This window comes from Maricaulis sp. B-26 (assembly GCF_056857855.1).
The window spans coordinates 94413-113031 of the sequence record NZ_JBSXNX010000017.1; the positions used below are offsets into that span (position 1 = coordinate 94413).

An 18619-nucleotide genomic window follows, 5' to 3' on the forward strand; every position below is an offset into this window, starting at 1 on the left:
AGCGCGAACAACGCGCTTGCAAGGCTTGCCGCCGCGGCGTGCGAGTGGTCGATTGTCGGCCATGCAACAGGCGAGGCAGGTTAAGCCTGGCCGCCAATCCAGAACGGACCGTCCAATGACCGGATCTTCCTTCTCCAGCGATGCCTATTTCCTCGGACCGAAATCGGAGAACGCCGCCTGGGTGCGCGCCGAATTCCAGGCGATCCTCGATCACTGGTTCGACTGGCGGAAGTCGCTCTTCCCGGACGACCCGTCGCCGCTGCCGGACGACCGCCGGCTGTCGGCCGAATTTCTCGGAGAGCGTGAGCGGCTGGCCCAGAATCTGCGGACCTTGCGCGACATGTTGTGCTCGGAGGTCCCGAAATACACGCCGCGCTATAATGGCCACATGGTTTCGGAGACGTCGCTTCCGGCCTTGTTCGGTCACTTTGCGACACTGCTCCACAATCCCAACAATACCTCCCGCGAGGTCGCCCGCGTCGGCGGTGCCATGGAAGACGAGGCGATCGCCATGCTGGCCGACATGGTCGGCTATGACCCGGCGCTCGCGCAGGGGCATTTCACCGGCGGTGGTACGGTCGCCAATTTCGAGGCGATCTGGCGGGCGCGCTTCCGGCTCGACCATTTCCTTGCGCTTGCCCTCTGGGAGGCCGAACAGACCGGCCGGTCCTGCAATGCGTTCGAGGCCGGGCATATGGGATGGCAGACCTATCGCGAGCGCGAGGCGAGGGCAGACGTGGACGATGCGTCCCTGCGCGGCTGCAGCGGTGTTCTCGGCAATCCGTTCGAAATGGCCGAACGCCTGACGGCCGCAACCGGGCGTCCATGGCGAGGACCCGTCGTCATCACGCCGGGCAACAAGCATTTTTCCTGGCGCAAGGCCGCGAATGTGTTCGGTCTGGGCGAGTCGGCCTTCTGGAATGCGCCGCTGGATGCGGGAGGGCGGCTCGATGTCGATGCGCTGGAAGGCTTGATCGAGAAAGCGCGTGAGGCGGGACGACCGGTTCTGGCGGTGGTCAGCGTGGCCGGTACCACAGAGGCGGGGGAGATCGATCCCGTGCACCGCGTCTGCGATCTGCTCGACCGCTATCGCGCCGACGGCATCGATATCTGGCATCATGTCGATGCTGCCTATGGCGGATTTTTTTGTTCCATGCTCGACGGCGATTCCGAGAGCGTCCTCGCGGCGGACCGGGCCGCTGCCCTGCGGGCCATTGCGCGGACGGAGTCGGTCACGCTCGATCCGCACAAGCTGGGCTATGTGCCTTATGCCTGCGGCGCCTTCCTGACCCGCGACAAGACCGGCTATCTCGCCTCGTCCTTCCAGGCGCCCTATATCGAGCGGGCGGCGACGAACGACAAATGGGCCTGCACGCTGGAGGGTTCGCGCAGTGCCGCCGGTGCCGCCGCGACCTGGCTGAGCGGCAAGGCGATGGGGTTCGGCGCCGACCGGTTCGGCGCCATGCTGGCAGTGACGGTGGAGACACGCCGGCATTTCGAACGCGATCTCGCCGATGCGCTTTCCTTGGTGCATATCCTGCCCGCCGACACCAATATTTCCTGTTTCAGTCTCGCCGAATCCGGGGAGGCGCTCTCGGCGTCAAATGCGAGAACCGAAGCGGTCTTCGCCAAATTCCAGAAGGATCCGGATTTCTCGGTTTCGAAGACCGTTCTGAGCGCGGATTCTTATGGCCGCCTGATCGATTCTCATCTGGCGAGCTATGGCGGAAAACGCGACACCGATACGCTGAGTCTCGTTCGCTGCGTGTTCATGAATCCGTTCTGGCAGGACCACACGACGGCCCGGTATCTCATGCCCCGTCTGATTCAGAGATTCTCGGAACATATAGAAGCCGCCGATTCAGAAGGTCGCGACGGTCAGTGAGCGATGCCAGAGGCTTGACCGGAACTGGGGCGGGGCGGTTGCCCTTGGCCGGGCATCAAAGGCGCATAACTATGTCAGGCCTCGCCCGGGCGACGTGACCTGAGTACCTTCCGTGCCCGGTAGATGCGCACCTCGACCGCTTTTTCGGTCAGGCCCATCACCGTGCCGATTTCCGCCAGTGGCATACCTTCTACCGAGGCGAGGAGCAGCGGTGTCCGCAGTCCTTCGGGAAGGCGCGCAAGGTCGTCGCTGAGGCGGCGCAGTTCGCCGCGATCCCCGGCGATGGTTTCCGGGTCGGCCTCGCCTCCCTCGAACCGGTCGAAATCGGTCTCTTCGCCCAGCCAGCGCAGGACGGTCCGTCGCCTGAAATGGTCGCGCATCTTGTTGCGCGCGATCGTGAAGAGCCAGGTCTCGAAGGGTTTGTCCGGATCGAAACGGTCCAGATTCCGATAGAGCGCGACGAAGCTGTCCTGGGCGATGTCCTCGGCGGCGGCGGCATCGCCCGTCTGTTGCGTGAGGAAGCGGACGATACGCGGCGCGTGCCGGCTCATCAGCCGATCGAAAGCCTTGTCCTCGCCGCCGGCGGCGGCCCGGACAAGGGCGGCATCGCTCTGACCGTCCGGGGCCGGAGGAGCTGACTCAGTCGGCGACATCGAAGGACTGGGCCAGCCGGGCGTCGAAATAGGCCTGTTGCTGCGGGTCGAGCTCGGCCCGCATGGCGAGCACGTGGGTCAGGCTCCTGATCTGCAATTCGCCCATAGCATCGTGGAAACGGTCTGCTGCCTCGATCACGTCCGGCGACAGCGCATGATCGGCGAGCAGGGCCTCCCCGATCTGCCGGCGCGACTGCGCCATGCGCGCTTCCACGTCCGCGCGTTCGGCCGCGAATGCTTCCTCCAGGGCGTGGATGCGGGCATCCTGCGCCTCGGTCAGCGTGATCTCGTCATGGACGATGTCGTGGATTGAGCGCTCGTCCGGACCCGCATTGCCGAACAGGGCGAGGCCGCACCAGACGCCCGCCAGGCCGGCGAGGAAACCGAAAATCGCCGCGACCAGTGCCGTGCGCCACATCATGACCGGCCATCCTCGTCGAAGAGACGACCTCCGAGCAGATGATCGGTTCCGGTATCGAATACGGCGAGCGCATCGGGTGGATCGGTACGGCCGACCGCCAGGCCACCGGCGAGGATGCCGATGGCGAGCGCCAGCAAGGCCGGTGCCGCCCTGACGCTGATCGCGGGCGCGAGACCGGTACGGCTCCCGCGCGCATCGCCTTTGTCCTGCGTCCGCGCCCTTACCGTTTCGGCAAAGTCGGGATCGAGATCGGGCAGGCGCTCCGCGAGTCGGGCCAGTTGCCGGTCGAGCGTGTCATCCATCATGCTGCGCTCCGGTCAGGTCAGGATGTGTGGAGATGGCGGATGCGCCAGCCGTCCGGCGTCATCTCGAGGATGGCGGTGCCGTGGGCATCGCGTTCGCGGGCCTCGCCGCGTACGGTGTATTCCATGCGGATGTCGAAGGTCGCGACGGCCATCTCGCTGCCCACGCGGATGTCGTAATCGCGCCAGTCATAGACTTCGAAACTGACATGCTCGGCGGCGAATTCCGGGGCCAGATGATGGTCGCGATAGCCGGCCCAGCCGACATCCTTCCCCGATCCCTCGAAAATGGTGAAATCCTCGCCCTCGGCCAGGACCCAGTTTTCCGCCGACGCGACATCTTCCTGCGACAATGCGCCGGAATAGGCTTCCAGGACAGTTTCGACGTCCTGTTCCGAGGCGGTGTGCCCATCGGCCAGCGCGGTCGAAAGGGTCAGGGTCGCGGCCAGTGCCGCAAGGCTCGTCGTCATCATTTTCAGTCTCCCCGTTCAAGGCATTGCAATCATCATAGCAGGTGGCTGGCGTTTCAGCCGCCCATCAAGTGGCGCAGTCCGCCATGCGCCAGCGAACCGCCGAGGAAGCCGTTGACGGCGACGAGGGCGGCGCCGGCCAGAATGGCGGTCCCGGCCAGCCAGTCGGTCAGGGCGCCGGGGCGGCGGCTACGCAGTTCCACGAGGACGGCGACCGCGAACAGGCCGGCCGTCAGGGCGGTTCCGATCCAGCGGTGCGCAGCCATTATGCCGCTTTCGCCGGTGGCCATCGGGCCGGCATGGGCCCAGCCGAGAAGGCCGGCGCCGAGACCGCCCAGAGCGGCGGTCCAGGCAAGGAAGCGAACGGTTTGACCGAAGCCGGTGCCGGGCCGCATCCAGGCGAGAATCTGCGCCAGCGCGGCTGCCAGCATGAGCGCGATCGGGAAATGCACCGCGACGGAATGCAGCGCGCCGAGACGGGCGATCGCACGTTCGAGATCGCTTTGCGGACCGTGGTCGCCCCAATGGGCGTGCCCGCCGGCGGGCGCCGCAGCGGCCCCGCTCTCCATGTGGGGTGCGGCATGGCCGTCATCGCAGGGCGCTGCTCCGGCCGGGTCGTGATGGCCGGCTTCGGTCCCGGGCATGTCCTGATGGTCCGCGTTGCCGGCGGCGTTCGCGGCCGCGTCATGCGCATGCGAGCCGGTGTGCGCATTGGCGTCTTCCCCGGTGCCCGCCCCGGTCTCCGCCTCCTCGCCGACCGGGTCGCCGGTCGGGGCTTGTTGCATGGCGTCTTCCTCCGCCGGGCCGGAATGCTGGGCGGGCGGATGGGCGCTGGCTGCGCCAGCGGCGATCAGAAAGGCGAATAGCAGGGCGGTCAGGCCGACCAGAAAGCGATGGGACACGCGAACTCCTCCGGATTTGTCCTGAATACGCAGCTGCTCTCCCGACCCCTCACGGCAACCGCAGCGTTCCGGCGCGGCGTCAGTCGTGCGTCGGTCCGGGTCCCGGATCGAGCGCCCGCAAGCGCGAGAGGTAGAGTTTCTCGAAGGCAAAGACGGCGATCATGCCTCCGACGGAGACGATGATGATGAAGGGGTCGGTCATGGCTTTCAGGGTCATGAAGGCGCCGAGTGCGAGCAGGTCGAGCACGATGGCCGCGACCAGGACCGGGGCCCGGGCGCCGGTCTCCACGCGCAGATGCCGGAGCACGCCCCAATGGATGATGATGTCCATCACCAGGTAGAAGATGGCGCCCATGGAGGCGATGCGCCCGAGGTCGAAGAAGGCGGCGAGCAGCCCGGCAAGGACCACGGTATAGACCAGGGTGTGTTTCTGGATCCGTCCCGGCATGCCGAAATGGCGGTGCGGAATCAGCTCCATCTCGGTCAGCATGGCGAGCATGCGCGAGACCGCGAAAATGCTCGCGATCACGCCGGAGGCTGTCGCAATGATGGCGATGGCGACCGTGTAAAGGACGCCGGCATCGCCCAGGGCCGGGCGTGCGGCCTCGGCAAGGGAGTAGTCGCGCGCCGCCACGATCTCATCGATCGAGAGCGAGCTGCCGACGGCGAAGCTGACCAGCATGTAGACCAGCAGGCAGATCGCCAGCGAGATCATGATCGCGCGGCCCACATTGCGTTCCGGATCGACGACTTCGCTGCCGCTGTTCGTGATCGTGGTGAAACCCTTGTAGGCGAGGATGGCGAGCGCGGTCCCGGCCAGGAAACCGCTCCAGCTCATCTCGCTTGCCGCCTCTTCCGTGGCGGCCCCGAAACTGCTTTGCCCGGCGATCAGCGCGATCCCGGCAAAGACGAGGATGCCGCCGACCTTGGCGATGGCGGAGAGTTTCGAGATCGTGCCGATCGCCTTGTTGCCGGCAATATTGACCAGGAAGGCAAAGAAAATCAGCGCGACCGCCAGGACCGGTACGAGCCAGCCCGGCGGGTCGCCGTCGACAAGCTGCAGCGAATAGGTCGCGAAGGTGCGTGCGACGAGGCTCTCGTTGATGACCATGGAGAAAGCCATCAGGAGAGCGGCGCCACCGGTGATCATGGTCTCGCCATAGGCTTTCTTCAGGATCATCGCGATGCCGCCGGCCGAGGGATAGCGGTTCGAGACCTTGATATAACTGTAGGCACTGAAACCGCTGATCACGGCGGCGAACAGGAAGGCGAGCGGAAAGGCCGGTCCGGCGAATTCCGCCACCTGTCCTGTCAGGGCGAAGATCCCGGCACCGATCATGACCCCGGTGCCCATGGCGACCGTGCCCGCCAGGGTCAGGCTGCCTGATGCGTAGTCGGAGTCATGATCCATGCCGGTCTCCTCAGGCTGGCTCGCTGCCGGTTTTGCGGGGTTCCGCGCGCGTCTGTCCGCGAAGGACCCGGCTCTGCCAGATCAGGAAGGCAGCGGGGATGACCAGCAGGGTAAGAATGGTGGCACTGGTCATGCCGCCCACCATGGGCGCTGCGATCCGCCGCATCACTTCCGACCCGGTTCCCGAGCCAAACATGATCGGCAGCAGGCCTGCAATGATGACCGCGACCGTCATCATGATCGGCCGGACCCTCATCAGCGCCCCCTCAACGACCGCCTCGCGGATATCCGCGACGGTGAGGTCGCGATTTTCCGCCTTGGCCATGGCCTTGCGGTCCTTCAGCGCGCCTTCGAGATAGACGATCATCAGCACCCCGATCTCGACGGCCACGCCGGCCAGCGCGATGAACCCGACGCCGACAGCGACGGACATGTTGTAGCCGAGCAGGTCGAGGAACCAGAGACCGCCGACCAGCGCCAGCGGAAGCGTGCCGAGGATCAGCATCACCGGAACGAAGCGCCGGAAGTTGAGGAAGAGCAGAAGCAGGATGATCACCAGGGTTACGGGGACCACGATGGCCAGGCGAGCCTTGGCCCGCTCCATGTATTCGTACTGGCCCGACCAGGACAGGGAATAGCCCGGCGGCAGCTCGATCGATTCGGCCACGGCCCGCTGGGCATCGGCGACGTAAGTCCCGATATCCACGCCGGAAATGTCGACATAGATCCAGCCGTTCAGACGCGCATTCTCACTTCGGATCACACCCGGACCGTCGGAAATCGAGATTTCCGCAACCCGGCCGAGCGGGATTTCCGCTCCGGTCGGCGAGATGAGCGGAAGGGATCGCAGGTTCTCGACCGAGTCCCGGTAGTCCCGCGGATAGCGAAGATTGACGGGATAGCGTTCCAGTCCCTCCACGCTTTCCGTGATGGTCATGCCGCCGATCGCCGTGCGGACGACGTCGTGGACATCGGCTACATTGAGCCCGAAGCGCGCAGCCTCCCGGCGGTCCACATCGATATCGACGAACCGTCCGCCGGTGACGCGTTCGGCATAGACCGAAGCGGTGCCCGGCACCTCGTCGATTACGTCCTCGATCTGCTGGCCGATCTCCGCGATCACATCGAGATCCGGGCCGGCGACCTTGATGCCGACCGGCGTCTTGATACCGGTCGCGAGCATGTCGATACGGTTGCGGATCGGCATGATCCAGACATCGGTCAGACTGGGCACGTCGACCAGCGCATCGAGCTCCGCCCGGATGTCGTCCATGGTCACGCCTGGCCGCCATTCCTCGCGCGGACGCAGCTGGATCGTGGTCTCGACCATGGTCAGAGGCGCCGGGTCGGTCGCGGTTTCCGCCCGCCCGGCCTTGCCGTGGGCGGTCAGCACTTCCGGGACCGTCATGATCAGCCGGTTGGTCTGCTGCAGCACCTCCGTCATTTTCCCGGCGGAGACCGCCGGATAGGCGCTCGGCATGTAGAGCAGGTCGCCCTCGTCGAGATCGGGCATGAATTCGCTGCCCATGCGCGAAAGCGGCACGGCGGCACTGAGCATGACCACCCCGGCCAGGCCGATCACCGCCCAGGGGTGGGCGAGCACGACCCGGATGAAGGGTTTGTAGCCGGCGATCAGCAGACGGTTCACCGGATTCTTGTGCTCCGGCGTGATCCGGCCGCGAATGAAATACCCCATCAGGACCGGGACCAGGGTCACGGACAGTCCGGCGGCTGCGGCCATGGCGTAGGTCTTGGTGAAAGCGAGGGGGTGGAAGAGGCGTCCTTCCTGCGCCTCGAGGGCGAAGATCGGGACGAAGCTGAAGGTGATGATCAGCAGGGAGAAGAAGAGGGCCGGTCCGACCTCGACCGCCGATTTCGTGACGATCTCCCAGCGGTTTTCCCGGGTGACCGTCTCCCGCTCGATATGCTTGTGCAGGTTCTCGATCATCACGATGGCCGCATCGACCATGGCGCCGATCGCGATGGCGATGCCGCCGAGCGACATGATGTTCGCGTTGATGCCCTGCGCATTCATCACGATGAAGGCGGCGAGAACACCCAGGGGAAGGGAGAGGACGATCACCAGTGAAGACCGCAGGTGGAAGAGGAAAAGCGCGCAGACGAGCGCGACGATGAGGAATTCCTCGATCAGCTTTTCCTTCAGCGAGTCCACTGCCCGTTCGATCAGGCCGGCGCGGTTATAGGTTGTGACGATCTCCACACCCTCCGGAAGGGAGGCTTCGAGCTCGTGCAGCCTTTCCTCGACGCGCTCGATCGTCGCCATGGCGTTTTCGCCATAGCGCATCACGATCACGCCGCCGACTGCCTCGCCCTCGCCATTGAGTTCGCCGATGCCCCGGCGCAATTCGGGGCCGGTGCGGATTTCCGCGATGTCGGAGAGGAGGACGGGCGTCCCGGTCTCGGTGACGCTGACCGGGATGGATTCGAGATCCTCTATGCCCCGGATATAGCCGGAGGCCCGGACCATGTATTCGGCCTCGGCCATCTCGATGACCCGGCCGCCGGTTTCCTGATTGCCGCGCTCGATGGCCATGCGAACTTGCGAGAGCGGAATGCCATAGGCCCGCAGACGGTCCGGATCCGCGACCACCTGGTATTGACGTACCATGCCACCGATCGTGGCGACTTCGGACACGCCCTCGACGGTCTGGAGCTCGTATTTCAGGAACCAGTCCTGGATAGAGCGCAGCTCGGAGAGGTCATGTCCGCCCGTCCGGTCCACAAGGGCGTACTGATAGATCCAACCCACACCCGTCGCATCCGGGCCGAGGGCGGGCGAGGCGCTCTCGGGCAGCGTCGGCGCGACCTGGGAGAGATATTCCAGGACGCGCGAGCGGGCCCAGTAGAGGTCCGTTCCGTCCTCGAAGATGATGTAGACATAGCTGTCATTGAAGAAGGAATAGCCGCGCACGGTGACCGCCCCGGGGACGGCGAGCATGGCCGTGGTGAGCGGATAGGTGACCTGGTCTTCCACCACCTGGGGCGCCTGGCCGGGATAGGTGGTCTTGATGATGACCTGTACGTCCGAGAGGTCCGGAATGGCATCCAGAGGCGTGCGCAGCAGCGACCAGCTTCCATAGGCCGCCATCAGGGCAGCGAGGATCAGGACGATCAGGCGATTGCCGACCGACCAACGTATGATGCCGGCAATCATTGATCCGCCTCCGCGTCCTGGCCGCCCATATCCATGTCCATGTTTTCATGGCCGGACATGTCGTCGCTCACGGAGTCTTCGGTTGCGGCATGCGCGATCTCCGCGATGTGCCAGACATCCTCCTCGTCCGGGATGAGCCGGAAGCGCAGGCGGTCGCCGGCGGAAATCATGGACAGATCCACATCGGGCTCGGTGAAGTACATCATCTGCATCGGCGGCATTCCGATCGCCTCGATGCGCTCGTGATCGACCTCGATCATGCCGTGATCCGCCATGACCCGTCCGGCGATGCCCTCGCCCCAGATGGGCGCAGGTTCGCCGGGCTCCTCCGTCGCGCCGGGCGGGCTCATTCGGAGCATCGCTCCGCGCAGGCTGGCCTCGGAATCGATCAGGAACTGGCTGGACACCACGACCTGCTCGCCCTCGGCAAGACCTTCGAGAATCTCCGTACGTCCGGAGGAGGTCGGGCCCGCAACGATCCGCGCCGGACGGAAGCGACCGCCCGGCTCGGCGAGGATGACGCGTTCCGATTGCCCGGTTCTGATGATGGCTTCGCGCGGGACCGTCAGGACATTCGGGCGGGGCTGGGAGCGGATGGTGACGTTGACGAAACTGTCGGGCCGCAGATCGCCGCTCTCATTCTCGAAGCGCATGCGAACGGGCACGGTGCGGCTGCGCGGATCGACGGTCGGATAGATGTATTCCACCACGCCTTCGCGCACCTCGCCGGGGCGAGATGGTGGTCTCATCTGCACCGCGAGACCCGTCTCCAGCTGCGTGGCTTCGTCCTCGAAGACATCGGCCATGACCCAGATTTCCGACAGGTCGGCGATCGTCATGAGGCTCGCGCCCGGCTGGACATGGCTGCCCTCGCGAACCGACAGCGCCACGACGATGCCGTTGCGCGATGCCCGCACATCGACCAGCCGGGAGGGGCGCCCGGCGCGGGCGACGGATTCGATCTGTGCATCCGTCATGCCGAGCGCGCTCAGTCGTTGCCGTGAGGCCGACACCAGCTGGCTTCGCCCGATGCGGCGAGCCTGCAGGAATTCGGACTGTGCCGCCACGATCTCGGGCGCGTACATGCGGAACAGGAGCTCGCCAGCCTCCACGGGGTCTCCGACGCTGGCGATCCTCAGGTCCTCGATCCACCCCTCGCTGCGAACATCGACGACTGCCGTGAGGTCATCGACCGGCTGGATATAACCGACTGCGGTGACATCCTCATGGAAATCGACACGCCGGACGGGTGCGGTGCGGACGCCGATATTGTTCTGGACGGCGGGGTCGATGAGGATGGCGTCGTCGCCGCCTGCAGCCGACACTTCCTCGCCGGCATAGACCGGGACGAGGTCCATGCCCATCGGCGACTTGCCCGGCTCGTCGCGCCGGTAGCTTGGATCCATCGGCGCGACCCAATAGAGGATTTCCGGATCGCCCGAGCCTGATCCGCCCGCTCCGCCGGTGAAGACGCGGCTGAGGCCCGCGCCTGCGACAGCGCCCAGGGCGAGTGCGGCGGCAGCAATGAGAATCTGGGTCCGGTTCATTGCACGTCTCCCGTCAGGTAGAGGATTGCCGCGCGGGCCTGGAGCTGATCGACCTGCATGCGCACGAGGGCCAGTTCGGCGTCGAGCAGGGCGAGTTCGGAGCGGACGAGTTCGGCGAAGTCAGCCTGCTCATTCTCGTAAGCGCTCAGGACCGCCGCGACGGTTTCCCGGGCGCGGGGCAGGACGTCCTCGGTCTGCAGGGTCAGGCTGCGCTCCAGGCTGTCATGCCGGCGCATGGCGCGCTCCAGCTCGCGGCGCATGTCCAGCAGGCGGGTTTGACGGGCCAGCTCTTCCGCAGACCGCATATCGCGGGCCGCGCTGACGCCGGCTTGTCTTTCCGAGCGGCTGAAGAGTGGCATCTGGACGCTGACACCAACGCTCGCTATGTCCGAGCGGCTTCCGCGAAGGCCGTAGCCGGCATCCACCGACCAGGCGGGCCGGAAGGCCTGTTCCGCCAGTTCCACCTCGCGCGAACGGACATCGATGCGGGCGTTCAGCGCGCTGATGTCCGGGTGATGTGCGAGCGCTTCGAGGGCGTCGCCCGAGGCGGGTATGGCGGGCAGGATCGGGAGCTGGCCCGGCAGGGGGCGGTCGGCGTCAGCACCGATATAGCGCTCGAGCGAGGCGCGAATGATATCGGCCTGACGATCGATTTCGATGAGCCGCGTATCGAGAGCGGCGGTCTCCAGATCGACGCGGATTACATCATGCCCGTTGGAGCGTCCGCTGGCGAAGATGGCGGTGGCCACATCCGCCAGGCCGGCGATATCGGCCCGCCTTTCCTCGGTCAGGTCCCGCGCGCGTTCCCAATAATAGAGCTCAAGCCATTGTTCGCGCACATCCTGCCGGATCATGCGCAGGACAAGTGCTTCCCGGGCGCGGGCGGCATCGGCTTCCGAGGCCCGCCGCGCCTGCCGGAGCTGCCGCGTCTCGCCGCGCGGGATGGCCTGTCTTATGCCGACCTGGAACTGGGTCATGGCTTCCCGGTCAAGATCGAAATCGCGTAGCGGGACATTGGCAGCGGCGATGCGGATCGACGGGTCCGGCAGGGCGCTTTCCGTGACGCCCTGATGGTCGAGCGCGGAAGCGCGGAGGCGCCATTCATCGAGCGCTGGCTCGTCGCTCTGTTCGGCGATCAGGACGGCTTCCGGCAGGCTGAGGGCGGGCAGTGTTTCATCGCCCGGCGGATTGGCACCGGCGGCGAGAGCGGTCGCGAGAACGACCGGCAGGAACGGGTTGGGCATGACTGGCTCCACAAGTCTGTACGATTCACAAGGGCCGCGGCCGGGTGCTCCGGCCGCGTGGAATCTCAGACTCGCGGGGGCTCTTCGGGCAGGTCGGGCTGCGGGAAGCGCCGCAATCCGGTCTGTGGCGGACCGGAGTGCCGATCCATCAGGGGACGGGCGGTGGCGAGGCGATCGGACGGAATCGCGACCAGGCCCGAGACGCACCCGATCATGGCGCCGCACTCGTTCTCGGCGCAATGCGCCGGCTGATCGGCCGGACGCATTTCACCCGCCATCATATGACTGACTCCGGCCATCATGCCGTCATGACAGCAATCGGCCTCGGCCGCTTGGTAGCAGGTTTCAGACGATGCGGTGTCGGCGAAGACGGCTGCCGGTGCGGCCAGAATGATCGTCAGACAGGCGAGCAGGGCCATCAGGCTGCCTGTGAGCCTGCCGAGCCGTGTCCATGTCTGAAATTGTCCAGCGCGCATGAAGCCGTTCCCGATGATCCCGGTCTTGTAGCACGATACGCACGGCCAGGTCATACCCCTCAAGGAAGTTGCAGTTGACGCCTGTCGGTCCGATGCAGGCTGCGCGACAAAGCGGTGGTGGCGGGCGCGCCCGCCCGGGTCGCGGGCGGGCGCTGCCTCTCCCCCAAGCGTCCCCCCGGACGCCGGAAGAAAACATGAAACGGAATGCTGTTCATTATACAAGCGCTCTGCGGCGCTCGGACCTGAATGGGCTTGCTGGCGGCACATATGTGTCACACTTGTTCGCACCCGGGAGGCTGGGCAGTATGCCCGAAACTCGATGCGAGGCATGACGTGACCGGACGGGCTCCCAACGAAATTGTCGACCTGGAACAGCGCACTGCGCCGCGGCAGAAGCGGTCGCAGGCGCGTATCCTGGAAATCGTGGACGCGACGAAGCGCCTCCTGGAACGCGGCGAGACAGACGCTATCACCACCAGCACGGTCGCTGCCGAGGCGCGCGTCCCGGTGTCCTCGGTCTATCGCTATTTCCCGAACATCTACTCCATCCACCGGACCATCCTGGAAGAGTTCAAGGCGCAGACGGATCGCATCATCAAGGCCCGTCTCGCCGACCCGGCCGAGACGGCCTGGCGCGTCAGTCTGACGGGCATGATCCTTGGCCTGCGGCAGCTGGTGGAGGAGAACCCGTCCTACGGTGCCGTGTTCCGCCTCACCCTCACCACGCCGGAACTCCGCTCCGTACGCGAGGCATGGAATCTGCGCCTGGCCAATCTGCTCTCGGAGCGCTGGCGCAGCGGGGCGGACGGGTTTCATGACGGCGATCCCGACCTCGTCGCCCGGATGACGGTGGAAATCTACTGCGCCGCCGAAATCCTTGTCTTCGACACCCGCGACCGCGTAAAGGCCGAGGCCTATTTCGGCGAGGCGCTGACCGCGCTCGAGCGGTATCTGGCCGCCTATCTGGACTAGAGGGCGTCCGCCGCGTCAGCGCGTGCAGTCACCCTCGAGACCCGCGATCCATTCCCGGACCAGCTCCACGGCCTCGCGGTGGATCGTGGAGCGGCCGAGTTCGGGCATCATCACATCGGGCTCAACGCTGTCGATCCGGTACATCAGGATGGAGGCGTCCGGCTCGCCCGGTACGATATCCCAGAGGCGATTGCCGGTACCCGATCCCGCGGCGATGGGCAGTTTGCAGAACCCCAATTGCGGGCCGTCAGGCGTATCGGGTTCGAGGAAGAGGCCGGACGTGTCGGCCGGACCGACGGGGCTGTGGCAATGCGAGCAATTCGAGTCGAGCCAGCTGCGGGCCCGGTCCTCGACGCTCGCCGTCTCGTCGCCCCAGGCCGCATTGCGCGGAGCGTCCAGGAAGGTGTCGGGGGCGCCGGTCAGGAAACCGGCCTCGACCAGGCGGGCAAGCTGGTTCTGGGTGCCGTCGGCATAGGCGAAGTCGCGATTGATGTGACGCGGCTTCGGCCCGATCGGGGAGATGATGCGCGTATTGGAATCCGGTGCGTGGCAGCTCGCGCACTGATTGGTGTCCGGCATGACGTAGGCGAAGTCTACCTCGCCGCCATCGTCCGAGACGAGCGTCATCGGGATGATCGCACCGGTGCGATGAAGGCGCGCTTCGGTCTGCGCATCGTTCCAGCGATAGGGGATCGCGACCCAGCCGGTATCCCGATGCACCAGAATGCGCGTCTCCACGAGCTGGACCGCATCCATGTCCAGGGCGCCGCCCGCAAAATCCACCGCCGCGTTCTCTGTGCGGGCGACCCGGCCGTCTGCATCAGTGCCGGCGCGCGGGTAATAGAAGGTCTTGGTGATCACCGTCCCGACCGGAAAGTCGAGCACATCGCCCTCGCGATAGACCGCCTGACTGCCCGGCGGCATCCAGATCGTCCGAAGCTTGTGGGCGTAATCGGTAAAAAGCGGCGTATTCATGTCGTAGGCGACGACATGCTCGCCCAGCACGAGCGATCCGTGGCTGATCCCGACCTGGCCCCAGTCGGACAGCAGGGGCGGATTACCGTCCGCGATATATTGCGGCTCGGGCGCGGACTGTGCGGCGGGTTCGGGGCTGCACGCGGCCATGACGGCGCTGGCAGCGGCGGCGAAGAGGGTATTGCGGATCAGGTAACGCATCACGGGGTCCGGTAGCCAGGCGGCAAGGCCGCCCGGCCGGGCTTCAGTCAATCGATGGCGACGAGTTCGACAGCCGGCAGGGCAGGCAGCTCGCAACGGTAGTCGTCCGTCTCGACGCGCGGGTCGGCATACCCGTTCGGACCGTCGGCATTGAGCACGTCGACCGGGTCGGCGACGCAGATGCGCAATGCGTCGGGAAGGGCTCCGTCCACCTGTTTCTCCGCATCGACATAACCGTCGAAGAGCACGTCCGGCAGGCTGCCATTGAGCCCGAACATGGCGATCTTGAGCGCCGTGAGTTCGAGTCCGTCGGGGTCGTTGCCGCCCCCCGAATAGGTGTTGTCGTGGATCCAGATGGTTTCCGGATAGGGGTCGAAATCCGCTTGCACGGAATAATCGGAATAGCCCGTGGAGTGCAGCGAGGAGATGATGATATTGGCCGTCTTGTTGTCGGAAATCCGGTTGTTGAAGATCTCGACCTCGTCATTCGAGTTGATCACGATCCCCGAGCCTGCCGGCACGCTCGCGACGGGCGTTCCCTCATGACCGAAATTCTCCGTATTGTTTGAGAAGACGTCATTGTCGTAGACGCGGGTCCGGTAGCCGGGTTGCGGCAGGTTGGGCATGTTGAAGACGAGAATGCCGCCGGTATTGTTGGTCGCGGTATTGCCGTAGACGTCGGCGCCGATGCAGTTCTCGACCTCGATGCCGGCGACGTTGTACTCGGCGCGGTTATTGCGCACGACGACATTGCGCGACTGGCCGACATAGATGCCCGCATCGGACGCGCCGATCGCGACGCTGTCCTCGATCAGCACGTTTTCCGTCTGCACCGGATAAAGACCATAGGCGCCGTTCTCGGTGGAATAGCCGTTGGTCCATTCGACCCGGACGCCCCGGATCACGACATTGGTCGCGTTGTTGACCTTGAGGCCGTCGCCGGACGTGTCCTCGATGGCGAGGTCTTCGAGGGTGAAATCATTGGCCGTGACCAGCAGGCCCTCGGCGCCCGCGACCTGGCCCTGGAAATTCAGGATGGTCTCGTTCATGCCCGCGCCGCGAATGGTCACGCCGTCGACGGTCAGGCTGAGGGACCGGTCGAAATGGTAGATGCCGACCGGAATCTCGATCACATCGCCGGGCCTGGCATCGATCAGCTGCTCCAGCAGGACGTCCTGATAGGCGGTGTCCGCCGTGGTGATGTCCCGGGCTTCCTGTTCCGGTTGTCCGCAGGCGGCCAGGCAGAGCGCCAGGCTCCCGGCCAGGATGAAGCGTGTCTTGATCATGTGTCCCTCTCCCGAAAGGCATCCTCCCTCCGGATGCCCGTCATGTGTTCCGGCGCACATTTCCATACGGCGCCGGTTACGGCAATGTGAAAACGGAAAGTCTTTCTGTTTTCACATTGCCCAAGCTCGAAAATCGCCTGCGTGGCAGTGGAGGCGGGCAGGTCGACCGGGTTTTGGCAAGAGGCGGGGTCTATGGCTTCGCATAATAAAATCGATTGGATTCATGGCGAAGGAGCCGTCATCATCAACGTCACAGGTTGCATGCGTACGAACCAGTCAATTCATACAAGAAATGATGGGAGAGATCATGGACGGCAATGATGCGAAGACGATGGGCAAGTGTCCGGTGATGCATGGCGGCGTTACCGAGACCGGCACCTCCGTCATGGATTGGTGGCCGAACGCCCTCAATCTCGACATTTTGCACCAGCACGACACCAAGTCCGACCCGCTGGGCAAGAGTTTCAATTATCGTGAGGCGCTCAAATCGCTCGACGTCGAGGCGTTGAAGAAGGATATGCACGCCCTGCTGACCGAAAGCCAGGACTGGTGGCCGGCAGATTACGGGCATTATGGCGGCCTCATGATCCGGCTTGCCTGGCACTCGGCGGGCTCCTACCGCCTGGCTGACGGCCGTGGCGGTGGCGGAAGCGGAAATATCCGCTTCGCGCCGCTGAACTCCTGGCCGGACAATGGCAATCTGGACAAGGCGCGGCGCCTGCTCTGGCCGTTGAAGAAGAAATACGGAAACCAGGTATCCTGGGCCGACCTTATCCTGCTGGCCGGTACGGTCGCCTACGAATCCATGGGCCTGAAAACCTATGGCTTCAGCTTCGGGCGCGAGGATATCTGGCATCCGGAAATCGACACCTATTGGGGTGCCGAGAAGGAATGGCTGGCGCCGTCCGACACGCGCTACGAGGATGTCGGCAAACCGGATACGATGGAGAACCCGCTCGCTGCCGTGCAGATGGGCCTGATCTATGTGAACCCGGAAGGCGTCAACGGTCAGCCCGATCCGCTCAAGACGGCGGCCCAGGTCCGCGAGACGTTTGCCCGCATGGCGATGGACGACGAGGAAACCGCGGCGCTGACCGCCGGCGGCCATACGGTGGGCAAGGCGCACGGCAATGGCGATGCCGGGACCCTGGGTCCGGAGCCGGAAGGCGGAGATATCGAGAACCAGGGCTTCGGCTGGCTCAATCCGAATTTGGGCGGCAAGGCGAGCAATGCCGTGACGTCCGGTCTGGAAGGTGCCTGGACCACCAATCCGACCAAGTTCGACATGGGCTATTTCGAGCTCCTCTTCGGTTATGAGTGGGAGCTGACCAAGAGCCCGGCGGGGGCGAACCAGTGGCAACCGGTGGATATCAAGGAAGAGCACATGCCGGTCGATGCCACCGACCCCTCGGTCCGCCGCATGCCGATGATGACCGATGCCGACATGGCGATGAAAATGGACCCGGCCTATCGCGCCATCTGCGAGAAGTTCATGGCCGATCCGGACTATTTCAAGGAAACCTTCGCACGGGCCTGGTTCAAGCTGACCCACCGCGACATGGGCCCGAAGGAACGTTATTTCGGCCCCGACGCACCCAGGGAAGACCTGATCTGGCAGGACCCGGTTCCCGCCGGCCCCAAGGGCTATGACGTCGACGCCGTCAAGGCGAAGATCGCCGCCAGCGGTCTGTCGGTCTCCGATATGGTCGCGACCGCCTGGGACAGCGCCCGCACATTCCGCCAGTCCGACTATCGCGGCGGCGCGAACGGTGCCCGAATCCGTCTTGCGCCCCAGAAGGACTGGGAGGGCAATGAGCCGGACCGACTGGCGCATGTACTCGACGTGCTCGAACCGATCGCGAAAGAGACCGGCGCGAGTATTGCCGATGTCATCGTCCTCGCGGGCAATGTCGGGATCGAGCAGGCTGCCGGGGCGGCCGGTCATGACGTGACCGTGCCCTTCTCTCCGGGCCGTGGCGACGCGACCGACGCGATGACCGATACCGCCTCTTTCGATGTGCTCGAGCCGATCCATGACGGCTATCGCAACTGGGTCAAGAAGGACTACGCGGTGAGTCCGGAAGAGCTCATGCTGGACCGCACCCAGCTGATGGGGCTGACCGCGCCTGAAATGACCGTTCTGCTCGGCGGTATGCGCGTTCTCGGCGCCAATCATGGCGGTAGCAAGCACGGCGTGTTCACGGACCGCGAAGGGGCGCTGACGAACGACTTCTTCGTCAACCTTACCGATATGGCCAACAAATGGGAGCCGGCCGGTAAGAACCTCTACGAAATCCGCGATCGCAAGACTGGCAGCGTGAAATGGACCGCGACCCGCGTGGATCTCGTCTTCGGCTCGAACTCCATTCTCCGCGCCTATGCGGAAGTCTATGCCCAGGACGATGCAGGAGAGAAATTCGTCAATGATTTCGTCTCGGCCTGGACCAGGGTCATGAATAGTGACCGGTACGATCTGCACTGACCGGTGCGTGAAGCAGACGACCTGGCAAACTAGAGAGCGGGCCTTCGGGCCCGCTCATTTTTTTTGATCTCTGTCGGTCCCTATTCGAAGGGGCGTGCCCCTAAATTTTTGTCTTTTGTGACAACGAAATGGTGGGGTTGGGTGACCGGACGCTTGTTGCATGCAGCGCGTTTCCGAACCTGTCCTGCGAGGCGAATTCTCTTGACTTTCGACCTTT

General features: G+C 64.8%; 15 protein-coding genes. 3 read left to right on the forward strand and 12 right to left on the reverse strand.

The window, feature by feature from the left end; all coding sequences use genetic code 11:
• Positions 1-115: 115 nt before the first annotated feature.
• The gene (locus AC13HB_RS04825) at positions 116-1885 is read left to right on the forward strand and encodes a pyridoxal phosphate-dependent decarboxylase family protein (protein WP_482948597.1); all 1770 of its coding nucleotides are present in this window, start codon (positions 116-118) and stop codon (positions 1883-1885) included.
• Between the two features lie 74 nt (positions 1886-1959).
• Here AC13HB_RS04825 and AC13HB_RS04830 read toward each other — a convergent pair whose 3' ends face one another.
• The 10 genes from AC13HB_RS04830 to AC13HB_RS04875 all read right to left on the reverse strand — a co-directional run bounded on the left by AC13HB_RS04830 (position 1960) and on the right by AC13HB_RS04875 (position 12486).
• Entirely contained in the window at positions 1960-2538 is a 579-nt protein-coding gene (locus tag AC13HB_RS04830; protein WP_482948598.1) for an RNA polymerase sigma factor, read from the reverse strand.
• Positions 2525-2959 carry a Spy/CpxP family protein refolding chaperone gene (locus AC13HB_RS04835; RefSeq protein WP_482948599.1) on the reverse strand — a complete coding sequence of 145 codons (435 nt, stop codon included), beginning with the start codon at positions 2957-2959 and terminating at the stop codon, positions 2525-2527. Before AC13HB_RS04835 ends, AC13HB_RS04830 begins: the two co-directional genes overlap by 14 nt.
• Positions 2956-3264 (reverse strand): hypothetical protein, encoded by a 309-nt coding sequence (locus AC13HB_RS04840; protein ID WP_482948600.1) that lies wholly within the window; start codon positions 3262-3264, stop codon positions 2956-2958. The genes AC13HB_RS04835 and AC13HB_RS04840 overlap by 4 nt, the downstream gene beginning before the upstream one ends.
• 17 nt (positions 3265-3281) lie before the next feature.
• Positions 3282-3734: a nuclear transport factor 2 family protein gene (locus tag AC13HB_RS04845; protein ID WP_482948601.1), complete on the reverse strand. Its 453-nt coding sequence runs from the start codon at positions 3732-3734 to the stop codon at positions 3282-3284.
• A gap of 53 nt (positions 3735-3787) precedes the next feature.
• Entirely contained in the window at positions 3788-4633 is an 846-nt protein-coding gene (locus tag AC13HB_RS04850) for a DUF2231 domain-containing protein (RefSeq protein ID WP_482948602.1), read from the reverse strand.
• Positions 4634-4712: 79 nt separating this feature from the next.
• The gene (locus AC13HB_RS04855; RefSeq protein WP_482948603.1) at positions 4713-6044 is read right to left on the reverse strand and encodes an APC family permease; all 1332 of its coding nucleotides are present in this window, start codon (positions 6042-6044) and stop codon (positions 4713-4715) included.
• A 10-nt stretch (positions 6045-6054) separates the two neighbouring features.
• Positions 6055-9219 carry an efflux RND transporter permease subunit gene (locus AC13HB_RS04860; protein WP_482948604.1) on the reverse strand — a complete coding sequence of 1055 codons (3165 nt, stop codon included), beginning with the start codon at positions 9217-9219 and terminating at the stop codon, positions 6055-6057.
• The gene (locus AC13HB_RS04865; RefSeq protein WP_482948605.1) at positions 9216-10766 is read right to left on the reverse strand and encodes an efflux RND transporter periplasmic adaptor subunit; all 1551 of its coding nucleotides are present in this window, start codon (positions 10764-10766) and stop codon (positions 9216-9218) included. Before AC13HB_RS04865 ends, AC13HB_RS04860 begins: the two co-directional genes overlap by 4 nt.
• The gene (locus AC13HB_RS04870) at positions 10763-12010 is read right to left on the reverse strand and encodes a TolC family protein (protein ID WP_482948606.1); all 1248 of its coding nucleotides are present in this window, start codon (positions 12008-12010) and stop codon (positions 10763-10765) included. The genes AC13HB_RS04865 and AC13HB_RS04870 overlap by 4 nt, the downstream gene beginning before the upstream one ends.
• A 65-nt stretch (positions 12011-12075) precedes the next feature.
• Positions 12076-12486 (reverse strand): hypothetical protein, encoded by a 411-nt coding sequence (locus AC13HB_RS04875; protein WP_482948607.1) that lies wholly within the window; start codon positions 12484-12486, stop codon positions 12076-12078.
• Between the two features lie 333 nt (positions 12487-12819).
• Here AC13HB_RS04875 and AC13HB_RS04880 point away from each other — a divergent pair, with 333 nt between their 5' ends.
• Positions 12820-13458 (forward strand): TetR/AcrR family transcriptional regulator, encoded by a 639-nt coding sequence (locus AC13HB_RS04880; protein ID WP_482948608.1) that lies wholly within the window; start codon positions 12820-12822, stop codon positions 13456-13458.
• Between the two features lie 15 nt (positions 13459-13473).
• Here AC13HB_RS04880 and AC13HB_RS04885 read toward each other — a convergent pair whose 3' ends face one another.
• Complete coding sequence (locus AC13HB_RS04885; protein ID WP_482948609.1) at positions 13474-14634, reverse strand: SO2930 family diheme c-type cytochrome; 1161 nt, start codon at positions 14632-14634, stop codon at positions 13474-13476.
• Between the two features lie 47 nt (positions 14635-14681).
• Complete coding sequence (locus AC13HB_RS04890) at positions 14682-15920, reverse strand: parallel beta-helix domain-containing protein (protein WP_482948610.1); 1239 nt, start codon at positions 15918-15920, stop codon at positions 14682-14684.
• Between the two features lie 307 nt (positions 15921-16227).
• On the opposite strand from AC13HB_RS04890, the gene katG reads away from it, so the two are divergent.
• A complete protein-coding gene (katG, locus tag AC13HB_RS04895; protein ID WP_482948611.1) occupies positions 16228-18402 on the forward strand; it encodes a catalase/peroxidase HPI in 2175 nt (724 codons plus the stop codon).
• Positions 18403-18619: the final 217 nt, after the last annotated feature.